At 42.4% G+C, this 22621-nt stretch carries 19 protein-coding genes; 9 read left to right on the top strand and 10 right to left on the bottom strand.

The features are described 5' to 3' along the window. The first annotated feature begins 41 nt into the window (after positions 1-41). From BCU94_RS05450 to BCU94_RS05430, 5 genes are all read left to right on the top strand, one after another. Entirely contained in the window at positions 42-1661 is a 1620-nt protein-coding gene (locus tag BCU94_RS05450) for a chondroitinase-B domain-containing protein (RefSeq protein ID WP_102475848.1), read from the top strand. Positions 1662-1711: 50 nt separating this feature from the next. Continuing rightward, on the top strand, positions 1712-2536 hold the full coding sequence (locus BCU94_RS05445) for a hypothetical protein (protein WP_102475847.1): 825 nt from the start codon (positions 1712-1714) through the stop codon (positions 2534-2536). 601 nt (positions 2537-3137) lie between these two features. Further along, positions 3138-3854 (top strand): FadR/GntR family transcriptional regulator, encoded by a 717-nt coding sequence (locus tag BCU94_RS05440; protein ID WP_076541842.1) that lies wholly within the window; start codon positions 3138-3140, stop codon positions 3852-3854. 204 nt (positions 3855-4058) lie between these two features. Beyond that, complete coding sequence (locus BCU94_RS05435) at positions 4059-5924, top strand: DUF294 nucleotidyltransferase-like domain-containing protein (protein ID WP_102475846.1); 1866 nt, start codon at positions 4059-4061, stop codon at positions 5922-5924. Continuing rightward, positions 5925-6635, top strand: coding sequence for a 3'-5' exonuclease (locus BCU94_RS05430; RefSeq protein WP_102437249.1), 711 nt, complete (start codon positions 5925-5927; stop codon positions 6633-6635). 256 nt (positions 6636-6891) lie between these two features. Here the strand turns inward: BCU94_RS05430 and BCU94_RS05425 are convergent, their stop codons facing one another. The 3 genes from BCU94_RS05425 to BCU94_RS05415 all read right to left on the bottom strand — a co-directional run bounded on the left by BCU94_RS05425 (position 6892) and on the right by BCU94_RS05415 (position 8886). Continuing rightward, the gene (locus BCU94_RS05425; RefSeq protein WP_102437247.1) at positions 6892-7515 is read right to left on the bottom strand and encodes a bifunctional 4-hydroxy-2-oxoglutarate aldolase/2-dehydro-3-deoxy-phosphogluconate aldolase; all 624 of its coding nucleotides are present in this window, start codon (positions 7513-7515) and stop codon (positions 6892-6894) included. Between the two features lie 78 nt (positions 7516-7593). After that, entirely contained in the window at positions 7594-8535 is a 942-nt protein-coding gene (locus BCU94_RS05420; protein ID WP_102475845.1) for a sugar kinase, read from the bottom strand. An 18-nt stretch (positions 8536-8553) separates the two neighbouring features. After that, the gene (locus BCU94_RS05415) at positions 8554-8886 is read right to left on the bottom strand and encodes a cupin domain-containing protein (RefSeq protein ID WP_102437243.1); all 333 of its coding nucleotides are present in this window, start codon (positions 8884-8886) and stop codon (positions 8554-8556) included. 436 nt (positions 8887-9322) lie between these two features. On the opposite strand from BCU94_RS05415, the gene BCU94_RS05410 reads away from it, so the two are divergent. Then, positions 9323-11458, top strand: a complete 2136-nt coding sequence (locus tag BCU94_RS05410; RefSeq protein ID WP_102475844.1) for a heparinase II/III family protein — start codon at positions 9323-9325, stop codon at positions 11456-11458. 4 nt (positions 11459-11462) lie between these two features. Continuing rightward, positions 11463-13613, top strand: coding sequence for a heparinase II/III family protein (locus tag BCU94_RS05405; RefSeq protein WP_102475843.1), 2151 nt, complete (start codon positions 11463-11465; stop codon positions 13611-13613). Positions 13614-13748: 135 nt separating this feature from the next. Here BCU94_RS05405 and pstB read toward each other — a convergent pair whose 3' ends face one another. The 4 genes from pstB to BCU94_RS05385 form a co-directional block, all read right to left on the bottom strand. Continuing rightward, positions 13749-14498, bottom strand: a complete 750-nt coding sequence (pstB, locus tag BCU94_RS05400; RefSeq protein WP_102475842.1) for a phosphate ABC transporter ATP-binding protein PstB — start codon at positions 14496-14498, stop codon at positions 13749-13751. Positions 14499-14509: 11 nt separating this feature from the next. Beyond that, positions 14510-15373, bottom strand: a complete 864-nt coding sequence (gene pstA / locus BCU94_RS05395; RefSeq protein WP_102475841.1) for a phosphate ABC transporter permease PstA — start codon at positions 15371-15373, stop codon at positions 14510-14512. Further along, a complete protein-coding gene (gene pstC, locus BCU94_RS05390; RefSeq protein WP_076541861.1) occupies positions 15373-16284 on the bottom strand; it encodes a phosphate ABC transporter permease subunit PstC in 912 nt (303 codons plus the stop codon). Before pstC ends, pstA begins: the two co-directional genes overlap by 1 nt. Positions 16285-16358: 74 nt before the next feature. After that, complete coding sequence (locus BCU94_RS05385) at positions 16359-17168, bottom strand: phosphate ABC transporter substrate-binding protein (protein ID WP_102475840.1); 810 nt, start codon at positions 17166-17168, stop codon at positions 16359-16361. A gap of 641 nt (positions 17169-17809) precedes the next feature. Between BCU94_RS05385 and BCU94_RS05380 the strand changes: the two genes are divergently transcribed. Further along, positions 17810-19015 (top strand): potassium/proton antiporter, encoded by a 1206-nt coding sequence (locus BCU94_RS05380; RefSeq protein ID WP_102475839.1) that lies wholly within the window; start codon positions 17810-17812, stop codon positions 19013-19015. Positions 19016-19065: 50 nt separating this feature from the next. Here the strand turns inward: BCU94_RS05380 and BCU94_RS05375 are convergent, their stop codons facing one another. From BCU94_RS05375 to BCU94_RS05365, 3 genes are all read right to left on the bottom strand, one after another. Further along, on the bottom strand, positions 19066-19275 hold the full coding sequence (locus BCU94_RS05375; protein WP_102439900.1) for a DUF2061 domain-containing protein: 210 nt from the start codon (positions 19273-19275) through the stop codon (positions 19066-19068). A gap of 200 nt (positions 19276-19475) precedes the next feature. Beyond that, positions 19476-20378: a 1,4-dihydroxy-2-naphthoyl-CoA synthase gene (locus tag BCU94_RS05370; protein WP_102475838.1), complete on the bottom strand. Its 903-nt coding sequence runs from the start codon at positions 20376-20378 to the stop codon at positions 19476-19478. 87 nt (positions 20379-20465) lie between these two features. Next, positions 20466-20813 (bottom strand): hypothetical protein, encoded by a 348-nt coding sequence (locus BCU94_RS05365; RefSeq protein WP_102475837.1) that lies wholly within the window; start codon positions 20811-20813, stop codon positions 20466-20468. A 168-nt stretch (positions 20814-20981) separates the two neighbouring features. On the opposite strand from BCU94_RS05365, the gene ccoG reads away from it, so the two are divergent. Further along, positions 20982-22409: a cytochrome c oxidase accessory protein CcoG gene (gene ccoG, locus BCU94_RS05360; RefSeq protein WP_102475836.1), complete on the top strand. Its 1428-nt coding sequence runs from the start codon at positions 20982-20984 to the stop codon at positions 22407-22409. Positions 22410-22621: the final 212 nt, after the last annotated feature.

Below are 22621 nucleotides of genomic sequence, written 5' to 3'. Positions count from 1 at the left end.
GAATTCGATTAAAATAATAAACTTAGAAAAAAGGAAGTTGTATGAAACTTAATAAATTATCGTTATTTATTAGTGCTGTTTTCGCTGTAACAACGCTATCTGCCTGTGATTTTTATGATAAGCCGATAACTGAAGATCCAACAGACCCTACTGATCCAACAGATCCAACCGACCCAATTGAACCGGTAGGGGATTTAGTCCCTGATTTGGTATTTAGTGATGCTGATTTGAGCACTCTTAAAGCGGCTATTGACGGCGCGACTGACGTTAATGAAGATGGTCAAATCGTTATCTTATTAGATAATACTGCCAGCTTTAGCGGTTTAAGCAATTTAGTCTTAGACAGTGAAACCCCATTAGTATTATTAGGTGGTGAACCGACTTATGATGGCCTAGAAGGCTCTGAATATGGCGCGGCGGCACAAATTACAGGTGGCGAAGGTTGTGTGGTTATCTCTGCTGATAACATTCAGTTACGTAACATTACTTTTAAAGACGTTACTCCAATCTGTAAAGACAGTTCAACCACCACCCTAATCAACGTAGGTACTTCATCATCAATGGGTGAGGCTTATGAAACCGTTGAGAGTAAGCCTGCTGGCGTGGTGTTATCACAACTGACCATTGATGGTGAAAACCTTGCATCAAATGGCCAGGATGATCCATTAGATTGGATTATGGTGCGCGGTGAAGGCACTCAAATCATCTATAACGCCTTTACTAACAAACCGACAGAAGAAGGCTCTTTCATTACTGTTCAAGGTACGAGTTCATCACATAAAGATGTGGTTATTAGTCACAACCATTTCAGCAACTTAGCCCTTGATAACCCTTTTAGCGGCACCAATGACGTGTTTGCGATTCGTTTAGGCACTTCAAGCTCATCTAAAACAGACTATGTGACCAATACACTCATCAGCGACAATCTATTTACTGACGTAAATGCATCACGCCGGATGATCTATGTGCGTTTAAGTAGTAACACTATTGAAAATAACACTTTTATTAGCAGCAATGGCTTTGTGTCATTAGAAGGTGGTGAAAACAACACTGTAGCTAGCAATATTATGATCAACGATGGCTCAGGTGAAGATGATGGTAAGTACGAAGCGGGTATTCGTATTATCTCTAAAGGCCACACAGTGACTAATAACTATGTCTACAACAATAGCCGTTCTAAAACCGGTAATGAAGTGGGCGCTATTTCAGTACTAGATGAAGAAATCGATGCTGGCGTAACGCTCAAAGCCCCATCAACAGTTGCTAACAACACGATTGTGAGTGCCAAACAAGGTTTCATCTTTGGTAAATCTGGTGCATGTACCGATGACTCAGTGGTTAATCTTACCGACAACCTAGTGGCAAACGGTGTTGACGGTGTTGATTCTAGTGACAAGGGTGTACGTGATGACTGCTTACTTGGTGAAGGTTCTACTTGGTCTGGCAACATGTTTGCGGTAACCACGTTATCAAGCAATAGTAACTACGAAGAAGTGACAGGAGAGCGTGAAAACTTAGGTAATGGCACTGCTGAATTAACAGAATCTGCTGAAGATTCAAAATTATTCCTTGCAACTCCAGAAGGTAATGTTGCTGGTAAAGGCGCAACAGGCTTAGTGATCCTTACTGAAGCAGAGGTTGGCCCAGAGTCAGCTGAATAAGCTCGCGTTATTAACTGGATTTGATTAAAAAAATAATTAGGAATATCAGAATGAAAAAGTATTTAGCAATTGCTGTTTTAGGTGCCTTAAGCTTTAACGCTGCAGCAGAAGATGATGATGATCTACGCCCTGGTAAAAGTACCATTGCCATTAAATGGGAACATAAACTGCTTGATGGTCGTACCGACCGCCCTAAAGTCGAGTTTGGCCATCGTATGCGCAACGGCTTTAAGTTTGGTGTTGAACAAGCGTGGCAATATGATCGCAGCAAGTCTGAAAAAGAAGTGGGTTTTGCCCCTGAGCAGTACGAGTTGACATTCAAAACAGATTATCAAACGCGTTGGGGCGATAATAACGAGCACCAGGCGGGCCCAGTATTAGATTATCAAACCAAAGAAACTGCCAACAGTATCCGATTTGGTGGTTACTATGGTTATAAAATTAATAGCGATTGGCAGGTAAAAGTGCGTGCACGTTATAGTCAGCACCTTGACCGTATCTCACTAAAAGATGATCCGGCCGATAGCTACTACCGCGATGACAAAAACAAAGAAATGCGTTACGACATGTGGCTGACGTACCGTTGGGATAACTTCCGCTTTGTTTATAACTTGATCCACTATAGCAAAATCTCATCATACAAGAACGACAGTGGTGTAGAGCAGCATGTATACAGTAATGGTGATCGCAGTTTATTTGAGCACGAGTTTACCGCGAACTACCGTTTCCCACATGCGAAAAAGCACACAGTATACGGTAAATTTAAGCTGAAAACTGAGATGCTTAAAGACAGCCATATGGTAGAAAACAGTGGTTACGATTGGTACGGTAAGCGTGATAACGCTATCGAGCTTGGTTATAAATACAGCTTCTAATGTTTAGCTGTTAATTTAATGAATAAATAACTATTGGGATTTTATCTAATTCCTTGGTTTTTAGTGATTAATTAACAAGAAGTCTGACTTGAAATGCTGCTTTGTCCTTGGTGACAGGCAGCATTTTTTTTACCCTTAACACTGAAATAAAGATTATTTTTGATTTTTGTGAGCTTGTCAGTATTAACTATGAACAAGGATTAAGTATTAATCTTCAATTAAGGTTATTATAATTACATTAATATTATTACTGGTCTAAAACTGGTGAATGTTAAACGATGCCATATACTAGCTAAAAGAGTATCAGTCGGCGTTATAGTTCATTGTAAAAGACATAGTTTAACAAACTTTATTGGCTGACAAGTGTAATAGATTTCACTGTTATTACTTGCTAATCATCTAATATATAGAGTAAAAATATTTTATACTGCTGACTTTAATATTTGCGTCAAGGCCTAACTTAGCTAAAATGTTGTGGTTATCAATTGCCATTGTTAAACCTCTGCTTATCAGCAAGGCTCCTTTGCTTTGTATCTTTGTGATACAAGTTATTATGTCTTTTGTATTAATTAATGTGTAAATCATAGGTGGGTATTACTACATGAGCACAAAATTTACACCAATTGGTGGCGAAAAACGCAGCTTACATGTGCAAGTGGCATGTGAAATGGCTCGTAGTATTATTTCTGGTGATTTGCCACAGGGTGAGATTATCCCTGGGGAAATGGACCTTTGTACTCAGTTTGGTGTCAGCCGTACCGCATTGCGAGAAGCGATTAAGCTATTGACCTCTAAAGGTTTGTTGGAGTCTAAGCCCAAAGTCGGTACCCGAGTGCGAATGCAAGAGTATTGGAATTATCTTGATTCTCAATTACTTGACTGGCTCATTGACATGGAAAAAACCGAGCATCTCTATCAAGAGTTTTTATCGCTGCGTAAAGCGATAGAGCCTGAAGCCTGTGCTTGCGCCGCCCGCAATGCCACGGTTGAGCAGCGGATGCAGTTATCCGCACTATTTCAAGAAATGGATCGAATTTCTAAAGGGTTTGACCATGAAGGTTGGGTCGATGCCGATTTAGAGTTTCATCGGTTAATCTTTATTTCGACTGGTAACAGCTTCTTTTTACCGTTTGCCAATGTGTTGACCACCATGTTTAAGAGTTTCTTCCACCATGCCTCAAAGCGTGGCACTACCTGTATTGAAGAGCATCGTTTAATTTACGAAGCGATTATGGCGGGTAATGCAGAAAAGGCTCGTCAAGCCAGTGAAGAGTTGCTAAATCAAAGTGACCAAGAATTAGAAGCGATTCAGCAGTAAGCTTTAATCGCTAAAAAAGGCCAACTTGTTACTGACAGGTTGGCCTTTTTTTGTGAGCTGTTCTATAAGTTAAAAAGTAGCAGTTTTTCGCAGAAGATTGCTGTCTGGTTAACGTTTTATTCCTCAAAATGCGTTAATATTAAATCATACAAATGCCAAGGTTTTTGACCTTGGTATCTACCCGTCGCTGATTGAGAGAAGATAATGGATGAATCGCTAATTCCTAATATTGTTGATTTTATTGGGCAAATTGACCCGTTTGATCAACTGTCAGGGGACGTTTTAAAAGATGTTGCCAGCTGCATTAGTATTACCTACCTTGGCCGTGGTGAGCAGATCCAATTCAGCGACGGTTCGAATGAAAAATATTTATATATTATTCGTACCGGCTCCATGGAGCAGCGTAAGCCTGACGGGGTGTTGCGTTCAAAAATGGGCCCTGAAGACTTATTCGGGTTTACCTTTTTAGAGCCCCTAAAGAATATCCTCGATGGTTATACCGCGACCGCCATCGAAAACACCTTGCTGTATTTAATTCCTCATTCAAAACTGCTTAAACTGACCGCCCAACATCAACAGTTTAGTGAAAGTATCTCCTCAGCGGCGCAACTGCGCTTACGTTCGGCCTTAAATGTGGTGTGGTCCAATAAAGAGAAAGGCCTATTTTTAAAGAAAGTTTCTGAAGTGGCCAGTGGTCATGCTGCAGTGGTTGATATTGATATGAGCATTCAAGATGTCGCCAAAGAAATGCGTGATACCTGCCGCACCTCAACCGCAGTTATCAAAAAAGACGCTAACATTGTTGGCCTTATTACCGACCGAGATATGACCAAGCGAGTCATTGCAGATGGCCTTGATATTAGTTTGCCTATTCATACGGTAATGACTACGCCTGCTATTACCATTGGCCCTGATGATTTAATTTTAAAAGCGGCATCTTTAATGATGCAGTCGGGTATTCGCAGCTTACCTGTGGTACGTGGCAATGAAGTTTTGGGGTTACTAACCTCGTCGCACTTGGTGCAAAAACATCGGATGCAGGCGATTTTCTTAATTGAGAAAATCAAATACACCGAGACTACAGCAGGGTTGGCAGAGTTAACTTCAGAGCGGCAAGCGATTTTTGAGGCCCTAGTTGATGGCAAGGTAAGCGCCGAAATTATCGGCCAAGTGATGTCGATGATCATGGATGCCTATAATCGCCGCTTAATTCAAATGGCCGAAGAGCAATTTGGCGCACCACCTTGTGATTACAATTGGGTGGTTGCAGGCTCCCACGCCCGCAATGAAATTCATATGCTGTCAGATCAAGATAGCGCCATTATTATGGATGACAGTGCGACAGAAGAAGATAAAGTTTACTTTATTAAGCTTAGTGAATTCGTTAATCAAGGCTTGGATGGTTGCGGCTATCCCACCTGTACCGGTCATTACATGGCATCGAACCCTAAATGGTGTCAGACCTTATCTGTATGGAAACAGTTTTACCGCAAGTGGGTCAGCAATCCCCAATATGGCATGCTGATGAATGTCAGCGTATTTTTAGAGGTGCGAAGCTTACATGGCAATGCTAATTTTTCCGCTGAACTGCAGCAGCACTTACATCAATTAATTGCCCAAGATCATCAGTTTTTGCATTCGCTGGTTACTGATGCCGTTCGAGTGCAGCCACCTTTAGGGATTTTTAATAAATTGGTGGTAGAAAAAAGCGGTAATAACACTAAGGTGCTTAATATTAAAAAGTATGCCTTGAATTTAATTGTCGATTTAGCACGTATTTATGGGTTAGCTGTGGGGTGTTCAGAGTCAGGGACTCGACATCGTTTTGAGTATGCCGTGAATCAAAAGCTACTCCATGAAGATGACTTTAAAGATATTATTGAGGCCTTCTATTTTGTGACTCAAGTGCGTTATAACCATCAACTATCGGCATTGCGTCAGGGGCAAAAACCCAATAATCACATGGAGCCGAGCTCGATCAGCTCATTTGAGCGTAAACATTTAAAAGATGCTTTTAGAATTATCAGTAACCTTCAGGATGCGGCCAAGCTTCGCTTTAGTGGTAATTAAATGATAAAAAAATGGCTAAACCACTTTCACCCACTAACGCGACTCAATAAAGCCAGGCAGGATTATATTGCTGCGCATCCGCAATTACCGGATTTTTTATTGGCGTTATTAACCCAGCCGTTGCCAGAGCTTGGAGCTAAGGTCACTGAACTCACCTATTTATCGCTAGACATTGAAACCAGTGGTTTGGATGCTAAGCAAGATCATATTTTGAGTGTTGGTTACGTTACTATGCGTGGCAAGCGAATTGACTTAGCCAGTGTCGGCCATACCTATATTAAAGGTGTGGTGAGGCCAGAAACCGCGGTGATAAACCACATTATGCCGCAGATGGTTAATCGGGCGCAGAAGTTGGATATTGTTATGGAGCATCTGTTTCGGCAGATGCAGGGTAAGTTACTGTTAGTGCATGGTAAGCAAGTTGAGCAGCAGTTTATTGATCATTATTTGATGAAAAAATATCAGCTACCACCCATGCCACTGTTGTGGCTTGATACCTTAGCGATTGAAAAGTCGATGACCTTGAACAAAGCTAGTCAACAAGATGGTGATTATCGACTGATATCGATACGACAGCGTTACGGTTTACCTGAATACCATGGTCATAGTGCCTCGGTTGATGCAGTGGCTACCGCAGAGCTTTATTTGGCCTTATGCACGAAATTATTTGGCAATCAAACAGGAGAGATTAAGCAGGTCTATCGCCCTTAACGTTGTGGTTTAATCGTGGTTTAGTTAGCTGCAGGCATAAAGCGAAAAATCCCCAATATCCATATTGGGGAAAGAATACCACCGGAGTGGGAGTATGATTTTTTTATTATTATTTGAGCATGGGGATTAGGTTTTCGCTAGTTTCTGCACTAGCTTTTATATCGGATTTAAAATGATGATTTGGTCTTTCTGTTAATCTTTTAATAAGCGCTGCAACTTGCTCATTTGCAGCAACTCATTATATTCACCACAGGTATTAGTTTAGTGCAGCTACCGCTTCACGAACTAAACGGCCAATTTCATCCCATTGCTGATTATCAACTAAATTCGCTGGCACCATCCAAGTTCCACCACAGGCAACCACAGCATCAACAGCTAAGTAGTCATTGATGTTTTTTGGTGAAACGCCACCAGTAGGCATGATTGTTACTGGGTAAACAGCGGTTAATGCTTTTAGCATTGATATGCCGCCAGAAGGCTCTGCTGGGAAAAACTTAACTGTGTCTAAACCCATTTCCATTGCTTGCTCAACTAATGATGGGTTGTTTACACCAGGGATAATCGGCATACCGCGTTGCTGACAGTATTTAACCGTGCTTGGGTTAAAACCTGGGCTAACAATAAAATCCACGCCTGCATCAATAGCCGCATCTACCGTTGCTGAATTTAATACCGTGCCCGCACCAATTAACATATCAGGGTAAGCTGCGCGCATATTCTTAATGGCTTGAGCCGCCGCTGGAGTACGGAAGGTAATTTCCGCACAAGGCATACCATTTTCAACTAAAACTTGGCTGAGTTTCACCGCATCATCGGCATTTTTTATGGCAATGACCGGGATAACTTTTAGCTGTTTTAGTCTTTCGTTTAGCGTGCTCATATTGTTTCCTTTTGAATAATAACTAGCGGTAATTCGCCCAAATGGATTACCTAAAACTGTTGCAGAAAATACTTAGCGCTATGAATCAAAGGCCATTGGTATTGCTGGCATTACGCTGATATCAATGATGGCACCTTTGTGCTGGATCACTTCACTTGCTAATGCATGACCGGTAAGCGCTGACTGTTGTTGGCTTGCGCCCAGTAAACGTTGTGACAAATACCCAGCAGCAAATGAATCGCCCGCTGAGGTGGTATCAACCACAGTTTCTACTAAGGTGGCTGGCACACTAACTTGGCCGTCTTTGGTGACGATGAGGCACTCTTCTGCACCGCGCTTAATGACTACTTCGCTCATGCCTGCACTGAGGCTGCGATCGATACAGGTTGCCAGTTGCGAGTCACCAAACAAGGCTTGTTCGTCTTCAAACGTGAGTAAGCCAATATCGGTTAGGGCCAACATTTTAAGATAGCTTTCTTGGGCCTGTTGATGTGACTGCCACAATCTGGGACGGAAGTTATTATCAAAAATAATCTTGCCGCCATTGTCTTTACACTTTTGCAGGACGTCGAACAGTATTGCTCGGCTTTTAGGGGTTAAAATCGCCAAGCTAATACCTGATAAGTACAACACATCGTATTGACTGATCGTTGTTAGCAGTGTTGCTGAAGCGTGTTCTAACCAGAATTTTGCCGCGGCATCATTACGCCAGTAATGGAAGCTTCGCTCACCTTCGTCATCGACTTCGATAGCGTATAAACCTGGCAGCTTTTCAGACATAATTTGAACGTGCTGGGTATCTATGCCTTCTTGTTGCCAGCTTTTAAGCATGTTTTGGCTGAAGGGGTCTTGACCTAAGGCACTGAAGTAGCTGATGGTCATATTTTTATCTTGAGTTAATCGAGATAAATACACCGCAGTATTCAGGGTGTCACCACCGAAGCTTTGGACAAGTTCGCCATCACGTTGTTGCAGTTCAATCATGCATTCGCCAATGATACCGACCTTTAACATAGACATATCAGCTCCTATTTGGTTTTATAGAAAATCTTGACGAGCAGGATTGAACATATCAATTAAAATGCTGTCTTGCTCTAACGCGACGGCACCATGCATCACCATTTTAGGCGCAATATAAGCATCGCCAGCTTTAAGCACTTTTTTAACACCATCGATTTCAGCTTCAAAGCTGCCTGCAGCCACATAACCAATTTGATCGTGAATGTCGTGAGTATGCGGGTGGCCGATGGCACCTTTATCAAATTTTACAAATACAGCCATTAAATCAGGAGTATAACCAATTATTTTGCGGCTCAAACCATCACCTAGGTCTTCCCAAGCGGTTTTGTCGTCTTCATAAAATGCGTTCATTACAATCTCCTTTTATTGTCGATAGCAGCAAGTAAGCTATATTCATCAGGCCTTAGTGCTTGATTGAACTTTGTGGTATCGACTATTTATCTTGGCTAAAGTTGCCGCTCAATTTGTACGTTAATCGAACGCCACCTTGTTTAGTATGATCTAAGTGTACTAGTAAAATACTTTTATTTGTAATACAAATCTACCGTAACTGTGATCGGCTTCGTATTTGTTTTATATTATTTTACAGGTCATACATCTATCTGATTGATTTATCGGGTTAAAAATAAATTATGTAATTTATTCATTATTTTAATAAGCACAGTTGATAGTGAAAACTAAAACTAATAGTCAGTGATCCAAGTCTATTATTAGTTTATATATGCTGAAATTTTTGTTTATTTGTATTATTTTAGATTCAGATGAGCACTTTTAGTTTGAGGTTAATATGTCGCAAGCCATTAAAGCGGTACTTTTTGAACAGTCGGAAATCACATCAATCGCCAATGAATTAGGTAAAGATAGCCTAATGGGTAAAAGCTTAACCAAGTTAATTGAAGATACTGACGCGTTTATGGCGTTAGGGGTTGAAGTCCCTGGCCATAGTGAAGCGGGTGGTTATGCACATAATCGTCACAAACAAAACTATCAATATATTAACCAAGCAGGACGTTTGTTTCTGGTAACAGGTGAAGACAAGTACGCTCAGTATACAGCTGACCTGTTACTTGCTTATGCAGATAAGTATTTGAAGCTTGATTATCATGAGCAATTGAACACTAACCCACCGGGTCGTTTGTTTCATCAAATCCTCAATGAACATGTCTTCCTGCTTTATTCTAGCTTAGGTTATAGCTGTATTCGCCATTGGTTATCTGCTGAGCAGCAGCAAACCATTATCGATGGTTTATTCCAGCCAATGTTAGATATGTTTACTGATAAGTATGCATTCGATTTTGACCGCATCCATAACCACGGCATCTGGGCTGTAGCAGCTGTTGCCATGTGTGGTTTAGCCATCGATAAGCCTGAATATGTTGAAATGTCTATTCACGGTCTTAAAGGTGATGACATTGAAGGCGGTTATTTAGCGCAAATCAGTAAGTTGTTTGCTCCTTCTGGTTACTACATGGAAGGTCCTTACTATCATCGTTATGCCATTCGTCCACTATGTTTGTTTGCTGAGGCGATTCACCGTCACCGTCCTGAGCTAGATATCTTTAACTTTAACGGTCAAGTCATTGGTAAAACCGTTAAAGCAATGCTGGCAACAGCTTATCCAAATGGGGTATTCCCTGCATTAAATGATGCTTCACTGACCATGGATATTTGCGATGCGGGTGTGATTGTGGCGCTGAGCTTATACGCGAAACACTATGGTATTGATGATGACATCTTAGGCATGGCGCAGATTCAAGATACAGTGTGGGTTAATGCTTGTGGCCAAGCACTTTCAAGCGCTTTTGATAACAATGATGCTGCTTTAAACCCTTGCTGGGCCAGTGTTGAGCTAAACGAAGGCCCAAATGGTGATCGTGGCGCGCAGGCATTTTTACGTATGCAAAGTAATAAAGGCGATGTGAGCCAGTTAGTGATGAACTACGGTCAACACGGCATGGGCCATGGTCACTTTGATACCTTAGGAGTGAGCTTCTTTAACAATGGCCAAGAAGTATTACGTGAATACGGCTTTGGTCGCTGGGTTAACGTGGAGCCAAAATTTGGTGGTCGTTACTTAGATGAAAACAAATCTTATGCTCGCCAAACTATTGCCCATAATGCGGTAGCGGTAGATCAAAAGTGTCAAAACAACTTTGACGTTAAATTAGCTGATAGCCGCCACGGTGAACCACACTTCTTTAGCGGTGATGATAAAGAAATTCAAGGTGTGAGTGCATTTTGTCGTGACTTCTATGAAGGGGTTGATCAGCAACGTAGCTTGCTCATGATAAACGACGAGCGTTTAGCACAACCCATCTTGGTTGATTTATACCGTTTAACCAGTGAGGTGGCGCATCAATATGACTACGCACTGCATTACGATGGTCAAATCGTGCGGACAAACTTTGATTATCAAACTCACGCCGAGTTATCGACGCTAGGTGATGATTTTGGTTATCAACATCTTTGGAATGTTGGTCAAGGTAAAGCAAAAGACACCACTTTAGTGAGCTGGTTACAAGGTAGCAGCTATTACACTTGGCTTACGGCATCAAGCGAAGAAGACGAAGTTATCTTTACTCGCAGCGGCGCCAATGACCCATCATTTAACTTACGCAGCGAGCCAGGCTTAGTATTACGTCGCAATGCAAAAGACACGCTATTTGCCAACGTACTTGAGACTCATGGTTACTTTAATGAAGCCATTGAAGCCAGTACTGAAGCCCGCGGCCAAATTACCGAGGTTAAGGTTATTGGCACCAATGAGCAGGGATCGGTCATCGAAATTATCGCTAAAGATTACTCAATCATTGTGATGGTCAGTAACCAAGTTGGCGTGACTGACGAGAGCAAAACTAGCGTGACATTTAACAATCAAGATTTCCAATGGCAGGGTTACTTTGCTGTTGAAGTAAGAGGTTAATACCATGAGTTACCAACCATTATTAATGAGCTTTGAAGAAGCTGCCGAGTTACGTACTCATCTAAATACAGACAGCTTAATGGGCCGCTCTATTGCTACTGAAGTGGCAGCTCTAGAAGCTTATTTACCTGTCGGCATTGAAATTCCTGGCCACGGTGAAGCGGGCGGTTATGAGCATAACCGCCATAAGCAAAACTATATTCACCTGGATTTAGCAGGGCGTTTATTCTTGATCACTCAAGATAAGCGCTACCTTGATTACGCTAAAACCATGTTGGTTGAGTACGCTAAGGTGTATACCAGCTTTGAGCTGAACACTAGCCGTGACTCAAACCCACCGGGGCGTATTTTCCATCAGACACTGAATGAAAACATGTGGATGCTGTATGCATCTTGTGCTTATTCGTGTATTCGTCATGAGTTAACCACTGACGAACAACAGTTAATCGAAAACGACTTATTCCGTCCTATGATTGACTTGTTTGTTGATACTTATGCCCACGATTTTGACATCGTCCATAACCATGGCCTTTGGGCTGTGGCGGGTGTGGGTATTTGTGGTTACGCCATTAACGACCAAGCCAGTGTTGATAAAGCACTTTATGGCTTAGCGGGTGACAGCGTATCAGGTGGCTTTATTGCTCAGCTTACGCAACTGTTCTCGCCAGATGGTTACTATATGGAAGGTCCGTATTATCACCGTTTCTCGCTTAGACCGATTTACTTATTTGCTGAGACTATTCAACGTCGTCAGCCTGAAATCGATATCTATAACTTAAAAGATCAAGTGATTAAAACCACCACTTACGCCGTGATGTCTACCGCGTTCCCTAATGGTGTGTTGCCAGCGCTTAATGATTCATCTAAAACCATGGACATTAAAGACGAAGGGGTACTGATTGCCACTAGCGTGTGCTTTAAGCGTTACTCCCAAGATGACAACCTTAAATCAATGGCTGTGCATCAAGATAAGGTTTGGGTACATGGTTCAGGTGCCGCATTATCTGACGGTGTAGCAAACTCTGAAAAACTCGCCGGTTTTAACTGGGGTAGTTTACAACTCACTGACGGCCCACAAGGCGAGCGCGGCGGTATTTCAATTTTACGTCATCGTGATGTTAAAGCTGACGATAGCATGGCGCTACTATGGTACGGCCAACACGGCAGTGACCATAAATTGCATTCAGCATTAGATCACGGTCATTTTGATGGTTTACACCTCAGCCTGTTTAATCACGGTCAAGAAGTGACTCACGATTATGGCTTTGGCCGTTGGGTTAACGTTGAGCCAAAATTTGGCGGTCGTTATATTCCTGAAAACAAAAGCTACTGTAAGCAAACTGTTGCTCACAATACAGTTGTGGTTGATGAAACCAGTCAAAACCAAGGTGACACCGCCACTGCTGAAGCACGTTGGGGTGAACCGCACTTCTTTGTGGCAGGTGATAACAACATGCAAGCCATGAGTGCATTTGTACGTGGCTACTACCCAGGGGTTGATCAACAACGCACAGTAGTGATGTTCGAAGTTGCCGGCATTGCTAAGCCAATCGTATTGGATTTATTCCGCTTAACCAGTGACGAGCAGCATACCTATGATTATGTAATGCATCACAGCGGTCAAATTATCCGTACTGATTTTGAGTACCAAACGGCGTCTAAGCTTAAGCCTGTCGGTGAAAAATCAGGTTATCAGCACTTGTGGAACATTGCTTCAGGCAAGGTTGATCAGCAAGGCAGCTTGGTAAGCTGGTTAATGGGCAGCAGCTACTATTCAATGGTGAGCAGCGCAACCCAAGACAGTGAAGTCATTTTTGCCCGTACTGGCGCCAATGATCCTGATTTTAACTTACGCAGCGAGCCGGTAATGCTGTTACGTCAGCAAGGCAAGACGCATTTATTTGCTAACGTCTATGAAACCCATGGCTATTTCAATGAAGCGATTGAAGCGAGCACTGATGCTCGCGGTCAAGTGAGCAAGGTTGAAGTACTCACTCACACAGCTGATGCATCAGCTGTGAAACTGACGCTGGTGTCAGGCCAAGAGGTTAATGTGTTTGTATCAAACAAAGCTGATGTCAATGCAGACAGCCACACAAGCCTTGAAATTGCTGGTAAAACAGTAAGCTGGAAAGGTGAAGTGCATATTGGTTAATGGCCAATAAGGCTGCCTAATAAGCAGTCTTATTTATTACCAATCAAAAAAGCCCGAGCTAACCATGTTAGTCTCGGGCTTTTTGTCTTTAGCGGGCAGTATAAGCAGGCTTGGATAAACTATTTAGTAGACAGCTTAACCAAATTCACCGCTAACATAACCTTGAGTGCGGCTATCAACAGGATGTTGGAATAAGGTGGCGGTATCTGCATGTTCAACTAACTCGCCCATCCAGAAGAAGGCGGTTTTATCTGAAATCCGTTTTGCCTGATTCATTGAGTGAGTCACAATTACGATGGTGAACTTTTTACGTAGCTCGTCCATTAACTCTTCAATTTTATGGGTAGCTATCGGATCAAGCGCACTGGTTGGCTCGTCCATCAAAATCACTTCAGGTTGCATAGCAATAGCACGTGCAATACACAAACGTTGCTGCTGACCGCCTGATAAACCAAGTGCTGGACTATGAAGGCGTTCTTTCACTTCATCCCAAAGGGCTGCACCACGTAATGATTCTTCAACCATATCAGCAATGACTTGCTTGTCTTTTTCGCCTTGCGCTTTTAGGCCAAAGGCAACATTGTCATAAATACTCATTGGGAATGGGTTGGGTTTTTGAAATACCATCCCCACGCGCATCCGCAGTTGTTTTACATCAATGTCTGAATATATGTTTTCGCCTTCAAATAACACATCACCATCAATTTTTACCCCAGCCACTAAGTCGTTCATGCGGTTTAAGGTGCGCAATAAGGTTGATTTACCACAACCTGACGGGCCAATTAACGCCGTGACCTGTTTCGCAGGAATAGGCAATGAAATATTCTTCAGCGCTTGGTTTTCGCCGTAGAAAAGGTTGAGATTATTGACTTCAAGCTTGTTCATTTTAAATTGCCTTAATGTGAATGTTTATCAAATCGAGCTGCGATAATTTTGGTGGCTAGATTGAGTACTAGCACTAATACAATCAAGATGGTGGCAGTGGCATAGGCCTGATCCCACTCATGTTGAGTAAATAATTCTTGGGTGAGTTTATATAAATGCACGGTTAAGGTGCGGCCAGAATCTAATACTGATTCAGGAATTTGTGTCACCATGCCCGCGGTTAAAAATACCGGTGCCGACTCACCAATAACGCGGCCTGTACTCAAAATAATTGAGGTCACAATACCCGGTAATGCGTTAGGTAAAATGAGGCGCCAAATGGTATAAATCTTTGAACTGCCCAGTGCATAACCCCCTTCACGGTAGCTCATAGGTACCGCCATTAACGCTTCTTCAGTGGTACGAATAATTACAGGTAAAATCAGCATTGACAGTGTCAGTGCGCCAGCAAGGATAGAGAACCCAAGGCCGAGTACTGTCACAAAGAAGGTCATACCAAACAGACCGTAAACAATCGATGGTATACCGGCTAATGATTCAATACAAAAACGGATCACTTCAACCAATTTACTGCCAGGTTTGGCGTATTCGGTTAAGTAAATAGCAGTCATAATCCCCAGTGGCGCTGCGATACCCAGTGACAATCCAACCATATAAACGGTTGATACAATCATCGCCCAAATACCTGATGCTTCGCCAATGCGAGTGTAGCTACTGGTAATAAACTCCCAACTGACATGGCTTAAGCCGTTAGATAAAATGTGCCATACGACCCAAAGTAAAAATATGATGGTGAGCGCTGCAGATGCCCAAACGCCTGCCAGTGCAGCCTTGTCTTTAAGGACTCGGGATTGCTTGTTTGATACTTGAGTCATTATGCATGCCCTCTTTTACGGTTTAGATAAAGTAGTCCAGCATTTAAACAAACGATAAAGGCCAGTAATACAATGCCTGTAGCGTATAAAGCACTTGAGTGGATGCCGGTTGCATAAGACATTTCCATAGCGATGTTAGCCGTTAATGAACGTGCAGGTTCAAGTAGTGAGCCTGGCATAGCAGGAGCATTACCCATCACCATGATAATGGCCATGGTTTCACCAATGGCGCGGGCGACACCTAAAGCCACACCGGTATAAATTCCGCTTTTAGCTGCAGGAATTAACACATTAAAAATACTGTAAATGTGCGATGCCCCTAAGGCTAAAGCACCTTCTTTGTAAGTCGGGGTGAGTGCTCTTAACGATGTTTCTGAAATCGTAATAACGGTTGGCAAAATCATAATCGCCAACACGATAATCCCCGCTAATAGAGTGTTACCTGCAGGAATATTAAAAATGCTTTCAATAGCTGGCACGATAACAATCAAACCGAAAAAGCCATAAACCACCGACGGAATACCCGCTAATAGCTCAACAGCAGGTCTAACAATGTTGGCGAGCCACTTTGGGGCAATTTCCGCTAAGAAGACTGCGGTTAATATTGCGACTGGTACGCCAATCATTACCGCGCCCATGGTTGAAGCAAGCGAGGCGACAATCATGGCGGCGATACCGTAAAGCGCAGGTGGTAGCCATTCTTTACCAAAAATGAGGTTTAACACTCCCGCTTCTTTAAATGCGGGTAATCCTTCATAGAAAACGAACCAGCCAATAGTGATGACCGATACCACGCCGACCATGGCGCTGAGAAAAAATAACCCGTGAAAGAGTAGTTCTACCCAATCAATTTTCTTGGCAGGAGACAGTGACACCTTTGTCGTCATGTCTATTTTGCTAGCCGTTTCCATGTTACAACCTCTATATAAACAAAAAGCAGCATAAGAAGGTCTAGGCCTTCTTATGCCATGCATTCAATCAGTAATTACTGAACGCGGATGTAGCCTTCTTCTGCAACGATACCTTGACCGTCTGCAGACATAATAAATTCAATAAATGATTTTGCTGTTGCTGGTGCGTCTTCATTTATTAACGCAATGAAAGGGCGGGCAATTTGATAGTCGCCAGCGGCAATGTTGCTATCGGTAGCTGCAACACCATTGACCGATAAAGCATTAAGTGAGTCATCAACACTACCGAGCGAGATATAACCAATAGCGTATGGGTTGTTAGCAACGATGGTTTTAATCATGCCGTTACCGTTACCGACTTGAGCGGAAGGAGTAATAGCAGTTACTGTGTGGCCATTAACTTTACGTTGTAGCTGCATGATTTCTTCAAATGCGCCACGAGTACCTGAACCATTTTCGCGAGTAACAACAACGATTGGACGTGCTTCGCCGCCAACTTCGCTCCAGTTTTTGATTTCGCCACGGTAGATTTTAGAAATTTGTTCTTGAGTCAGGTCTTTAACTGGGTTTGCTTTATTTACTGCAGCAGCAATACCATCACGAGCGATAACGATTTCTTTTGTTTTTGGCGTTAATTCATTTGGTTTGATATTACGAGATGACATACCAATCATACTGGTGCCATCTTTAGCGGCGCGAATACCTGCTGATGAGCCGGTGCCCTGTACTTCAACATTTTTGTTTGTCGTATTTTGATAATTCTCTGCCAGCACTTCCATAACGTGGGCAACAGAGGTTGAACCAGACACTGTAACTGTACCAGCTTGAACAAGAGGTGCTGCCATTAAACCAACAGCTGTTAGTAAACCAATCACTTTTTTCATCACAAGTTCCACTTAATATAGGTAGTTCGTTTAATCCATTTGGATATCAACATTAGGGCGCTTCTCTTTTAAGGTTCGATTTGAAGCGAGTGCATTAAGACAGATCAATATGACAGTTAAGTTACAGTCAAAAGCGAGCAAATTAATTTGGATTAATTGTGGTTAGGTTATTGTTTTGTTGGTGTTAATTGGTTGTTACCGGTAACGGGTGGTCGAGTGAGGCATTTTGGAAGTTGGCTTTTAATTTCTTAAATTTGCAGGCTTTATGTGGATATAGTTGTAGTGGGTGCTTGGGTGCGTTCGGGGCTTGTCAGCTAGTTGTTTTGCTGTGTTAAGTTAATTGTGAATTAAGTTTATTTTAACCTTGTGTCGATATTTGGGTTTTTCTTTATGCAGTGGTTATTAACATTTGGGCTAATATGAAAGTTTTATGACAATCAATTAAGGCGCTAAAATAATATACAATTAGTAAGCTAAACCGCCGTTTGAGTGGGGTTAAGTCATCGCAATGTACACTGCAACATCGTCTTTTTACCTTTTCATTGCCAAGTTTACGAGCAACTAAGATATGCACACCGCATGCAACGCCCACTCTTACAGCAGAGTGCATCGACATTATTCACACTATATAAGGTAAATGTATGACAACAGAAATGGTCATGATTGGCATCTCAGTACTCATTGTTATTGGCATTTTATTGCACCATCCATCTCGCACCTTAGGCATACCTTCGTTGCTGATATTTATGGGGGTCGGTTTATCCTTGGGTAATGGTGAGTTTAATTTCGTGTATGACAATCTCGACCAAACTGCATGGATAGGGGGGTTGGCACTTAATGTGATTGTATTTGTCGGTGGCTTAAATACCTCCACCGATAAAATTAAAGTGGCCTATAAAGAAGGCGGAGTATTAGCGTCATTTGGGGTGATATTTACCACGCTCATCTTTGCGGCAATTCTTTATGGACTGCTGGATTTTAATCTAATCACCTGCTTGTTATTTGCCGCTATCGTATCTTCAACTGATGCGGCGGCAGTATTTTCAATTTTAGAGTCTAAAAAGCTTAAGTTAAAAGAGCAAACCGATACTGTGCTGGAGTTCGAGTCAGCCACCAATGACCCTGTGGCAATGCTAATGGTGATTGTATTAACCGATATGACACTGGCTTCTCATCAAGCGGTTGCTATTTCAACCTTATCACTGCACCTAGCGAGCCAGATTTTGGTTGCCATTGTGGTGGGCTTCTTAATTGGTAAATTAGCAGTATTACTGCTTAATCGAATTAGTTTGGCTGAATTCGGGCTTATTCCGGTATTTGTGTTAGCGAGCTTTATTATTGCTACTTATAGCGCCGAGATGCTTGGCGGTAATATTTTACTGGCGTCTTATATTGCTGGTGTGGTGATAGGTAATGGCATTAAGCGCGGCCAACTGGTTAATTTACACTTTTTTAATAGTTTATCTTGGTTGGCGCAGGCGTTGATGTTTATCGTGCTCGGACTGCAGATATTCCCGCAGACATTAATGAACGTCTTTTGGATTTCTATTATTCCGGGGCTATTACTTATCTTGGTCGCGAGACCGTTAGCGGTGCAGTTATGTTACTTGCCGTTTGTGAAGGCCAGCTGGAAAAAGCGTTTATTTATTTCAATGATAGGCCTAAAAGGGGCAACTCCGATTGTGTTTGCCTTAATACCTGCAGCGGCAGGCGTACCAGGTGCGATAGAAATCGTCCACATGGTGTTCTTTTTTGTATTGATGTCTGTGTTTATTCAGGGCGGCGCTATTGCACCCTTGGCCAATAAACTTGGGTTAGAGCAAAAAGAGCAGCATAAAGCAGAGTGATCGATCAGATCATTTGATATTGTAATTGGCTAAGCCATTATAAATGGGGGTTAAGCTGCGCTGAGTTGTTGCAAGGTATCTTCAGCTTTAGCTTGCTCAATGCGTTTCCAGACTTTCTCATGAAAATAGAATACTACGGTATTTACAGCAGGTTCTAATAGTGCGATAGCGCCGCCGATAACAATACTGCCTGTTAATAGATAAGTGACAGTAAAAGCGACACAGAAATGTAAGATGGCGAAAGTGATTGTTTTTTTCATGATAAATGACCTGTTTTATTAACTTGATGCAAATGATAATTGTTATCATCTAGGTTGTAAAGGTCAGTTTATCGATAGGCGTTATTTGATTTTTCAATTAAGCCGACCGAGAAATGGTCGGCTTAATTAGCTGTTATTACTATGAGTGACTGACACCTTCTAAGTTAACGATAGTAAGCAACAGTAAGCAACAGCAAGTATTAGTAATGCCAAGGGAACTTAGAAAAGTCTTGGTCGCGCTTTTCTAAAAATGCATCACGGCCTTCTTGCGCTTCGTCTGTGCCATAAGCTAAACGAGTGGCTTCACCAGCAAATAATTGCTGCCCAACCAAACCATCATCTGGCAAGTTAAAGCCATATTTGAGCATACGCATCGCGGTTGGGGATTTACTGTTGATTTCTTTCGCCCAGCTTAATGCTTCAGTTTCAAGTTCAGCATGGGGGATAGAGCGGTTAACCATGCCCATATCAAACGCTTCATCAGCGGTATAATTAAAGCCAAGGAAGAAAATCTCACGAGCACGTTTTTGGCCGATCATTTTCGCTAAATAAGCACTACCATAGCCTGAGTCAAAACTGCCTACATCAGGATCCGTTTGCTTAAATACCGCATGTTCTTTAGAAGCTAAGGTGAGGTCGCACACAACATGTAAGCTATGGCCGCCGCCAACAGCCCAGCCAGGTACTACAGCAATAACCACTTTAGGCATAAAGCGGATAAGGCGTTGTACTTCTAATATGTGCAAGCGGCCCATGCGTGCCACATCAGGTTTACCTTCTTCTGCGCCTTCATATTTATAGCCATCTTTACCTCGGATACGCTGATCGCCACCGGCGCAAAAAGAGTGCTGACCTTTTGCTGATGGGCCGTTACCTGTAATTAATACACAGCCGACATCAGACCATTGGCGGGCATGATCTAACGCAGTGTAGAGTTCATCAACGGTTTTTGGGCGGAATGAATTAAGACAGTCGGGGCGGTTAATCGCGATACGCACCGTACCTTGATCTTTTGAGCGATGATAAGTGATGTCTTCAAAATCGAAGTCAGTTACAGTGTCCCAAAGTGTTGGGTCGAATATGTCGGAAACCTGCTGAGTCATTTTTTGCTAGCCTTTTTCAATAGATTATCCAAAGGCTAGGCTGAAATAATTCTCAGGTCAATTGACATAGGGCAGGAAAGCCAAAAATTATATTTTATCGCAGATAAATTGCAGGTTTTGTTTACTAATAGCAGGATGTGTCAGCCCAAAACCGCAATACTCATCTTTAAATGCACTCACAGACTCATTGTCAGTAAACACGCTTTTCAGTTCAGTGAGTTCTTTAGCTGTCAGTCTTTCAATCACCTCACTGGGAATGGTGGGGATGATATCTTCCTTTCTGGTGATCTTAGTGCCCGTCATTGATTTTAGTTTTTTTTCTGTATCGTTGAATACCGACTCAACTGCAGCAATAGGTTCATCTAATTTGTCGGTTTCGGTGGCAAAGTAGTAAATAACGCCGCCAATCAGTGCTATAAGGATCCAGCCTCTCATCTTTTAGTCCAATTAAAGTGAATAAGTTTAAACAATGCGAGTATAATACACTCAATTAACACTCTATAAACGAGTGCGTAGCAGTTACAGGCTATTTTTATCTAAATTAATAACGTTTTCTGTAACCTAAACAGAATTTGCCCCTTTTTTGAGTAGTAAGGCATCAAGATGACACAAGAATCTCAAACTAAAGATTACGCTAAGCAAACCCGGATCAAGATTCATCAACCCGACGCCAGTAAAGCGGATCGCTTTAATCCGAGTAACAGTATCTATGTCCGTGCTGTCACAGGACTGTGGACCACGGTAAGACGCCGTATTGGCTGGGCGACTTTATCTTTCTTTCTTATCCTGCCTTGGTTGCCTTGGGGTGATAGACAAGCCGTGTGGTTTAATTTGGGTGAACAGAAGTTCCACATCTTTAATCTCACTATTTGGCCGCAAGATTTAACCCTATTGGCAGCACTCTTTACTATTGCCGCATTTGGACTGTTTTTTGTTACCACCTATCTCGGGCGAGTTTGGTGTGGCTACACTTGTCCGCAAACCGTGTGGACATTTATCTTTATCTGGTTAGAAGAGAAGTTTGAAGGTGCGCGAAATAAACGTATCAAGCTAGATCAGATGCCCTGGAGCTTTAATAAGCTATGGCGTAAAACCGCCAAACACACTTCTTGGTTACTCATATCATTACTTACAGCGATGACCTTTGTGTCGTACTTTGTGCCAAGCCGTGAAGTCTATATTGATGTATTTACCCTTAATGCCGATATTGGCATTTATTTCTGGGTAGTATTTTTTACCTTAGCAACCTACGGTAATGCTGGCTGGATGCGTGAGATCATGTGTATTCATATGTGCCCTTATGCGCGCTTCCAAGCAGCCATGTTTGATAAGAACACTTATATAGTCGGTTATGACGCAAAACGTGGTGAAACCCGTGGCCCACGTTCACGCAAAGCAGACCCTAAAGAAATGGGCTTAGGTGATTGTATTGACTGTGACCTATGTGTCCAAGTTTGCCCTACCGGTATTGATATTCGTAATGGGCTGCAATATGAGTGTATTAACTGCGGCGCCTGTATTGATGCCTGCGATACCACAATGGAGCGAATGGGTTATGACAAGGGACTTATCAGCTACACCACCGAAAATAAATTAGAAAACGTTAAAGAAAGCATCATAAGACCGAAATTGGTGGGTTATGGTGTGGCGTTAACAGTCATGATCTTAGTGTTTATCTATGCCAGCGCCACAATTGCCCCTGTGCGAATGGATGTTATCCGAGACCGAAATGCTTTATATAGAATAACCAACGATGGCTTAGTGCAGAACACCTATACCTTAAAGCTACTTAATAAAACTGAGCAAGCACAGCAATATGCACTTTCGATGGATGGTATTGAAGGATATGAATGGAGCGGTCCACAAACCGTATCAGTGCAAGCGGGTGAAGTGCTCACCTTACCTATTAGTATTGCTGTCGATCCAGGGGTGTTAGAGCGAACCGTGACTAAAATTAACTTAATCGTAGCCGCGACCATTGATGATAAGGCCGTTGTCATCAAACAAGAATCAAGATTCTTTGGTGAGTAAAGCCTGATATAGCGCCTTAAAAGGGACGGTTAGTCCCTTTTTTGTGCGTTTCGTTTGAAATAGCAACGAACAAGCCATTTTCTATCGTTTTCTTCATAAAAGCCCTTGCGCTAAATCTTAACTTGCCTATAATGCGCATCCACTGACACGGCGACAGGCCAATAGCCTCAAGGTGTTAGCGTTAATTAAGCTGCTTTTAAAGCGTCATAATT

It is taken from the genome of Shewanella sp. 10N.286.52.C2 (assembly GCF_002874545.1).
Lineage (GTDB): Bacteria > Pseudomonadota > Gammaproteobacteria > Enterobacterales > Shewanellaceae > Shewanella.
Note: the sequence above shows the minus strand (reverse complement) of the source record. Positions and strands in the feature narration are given on the sequence as shown.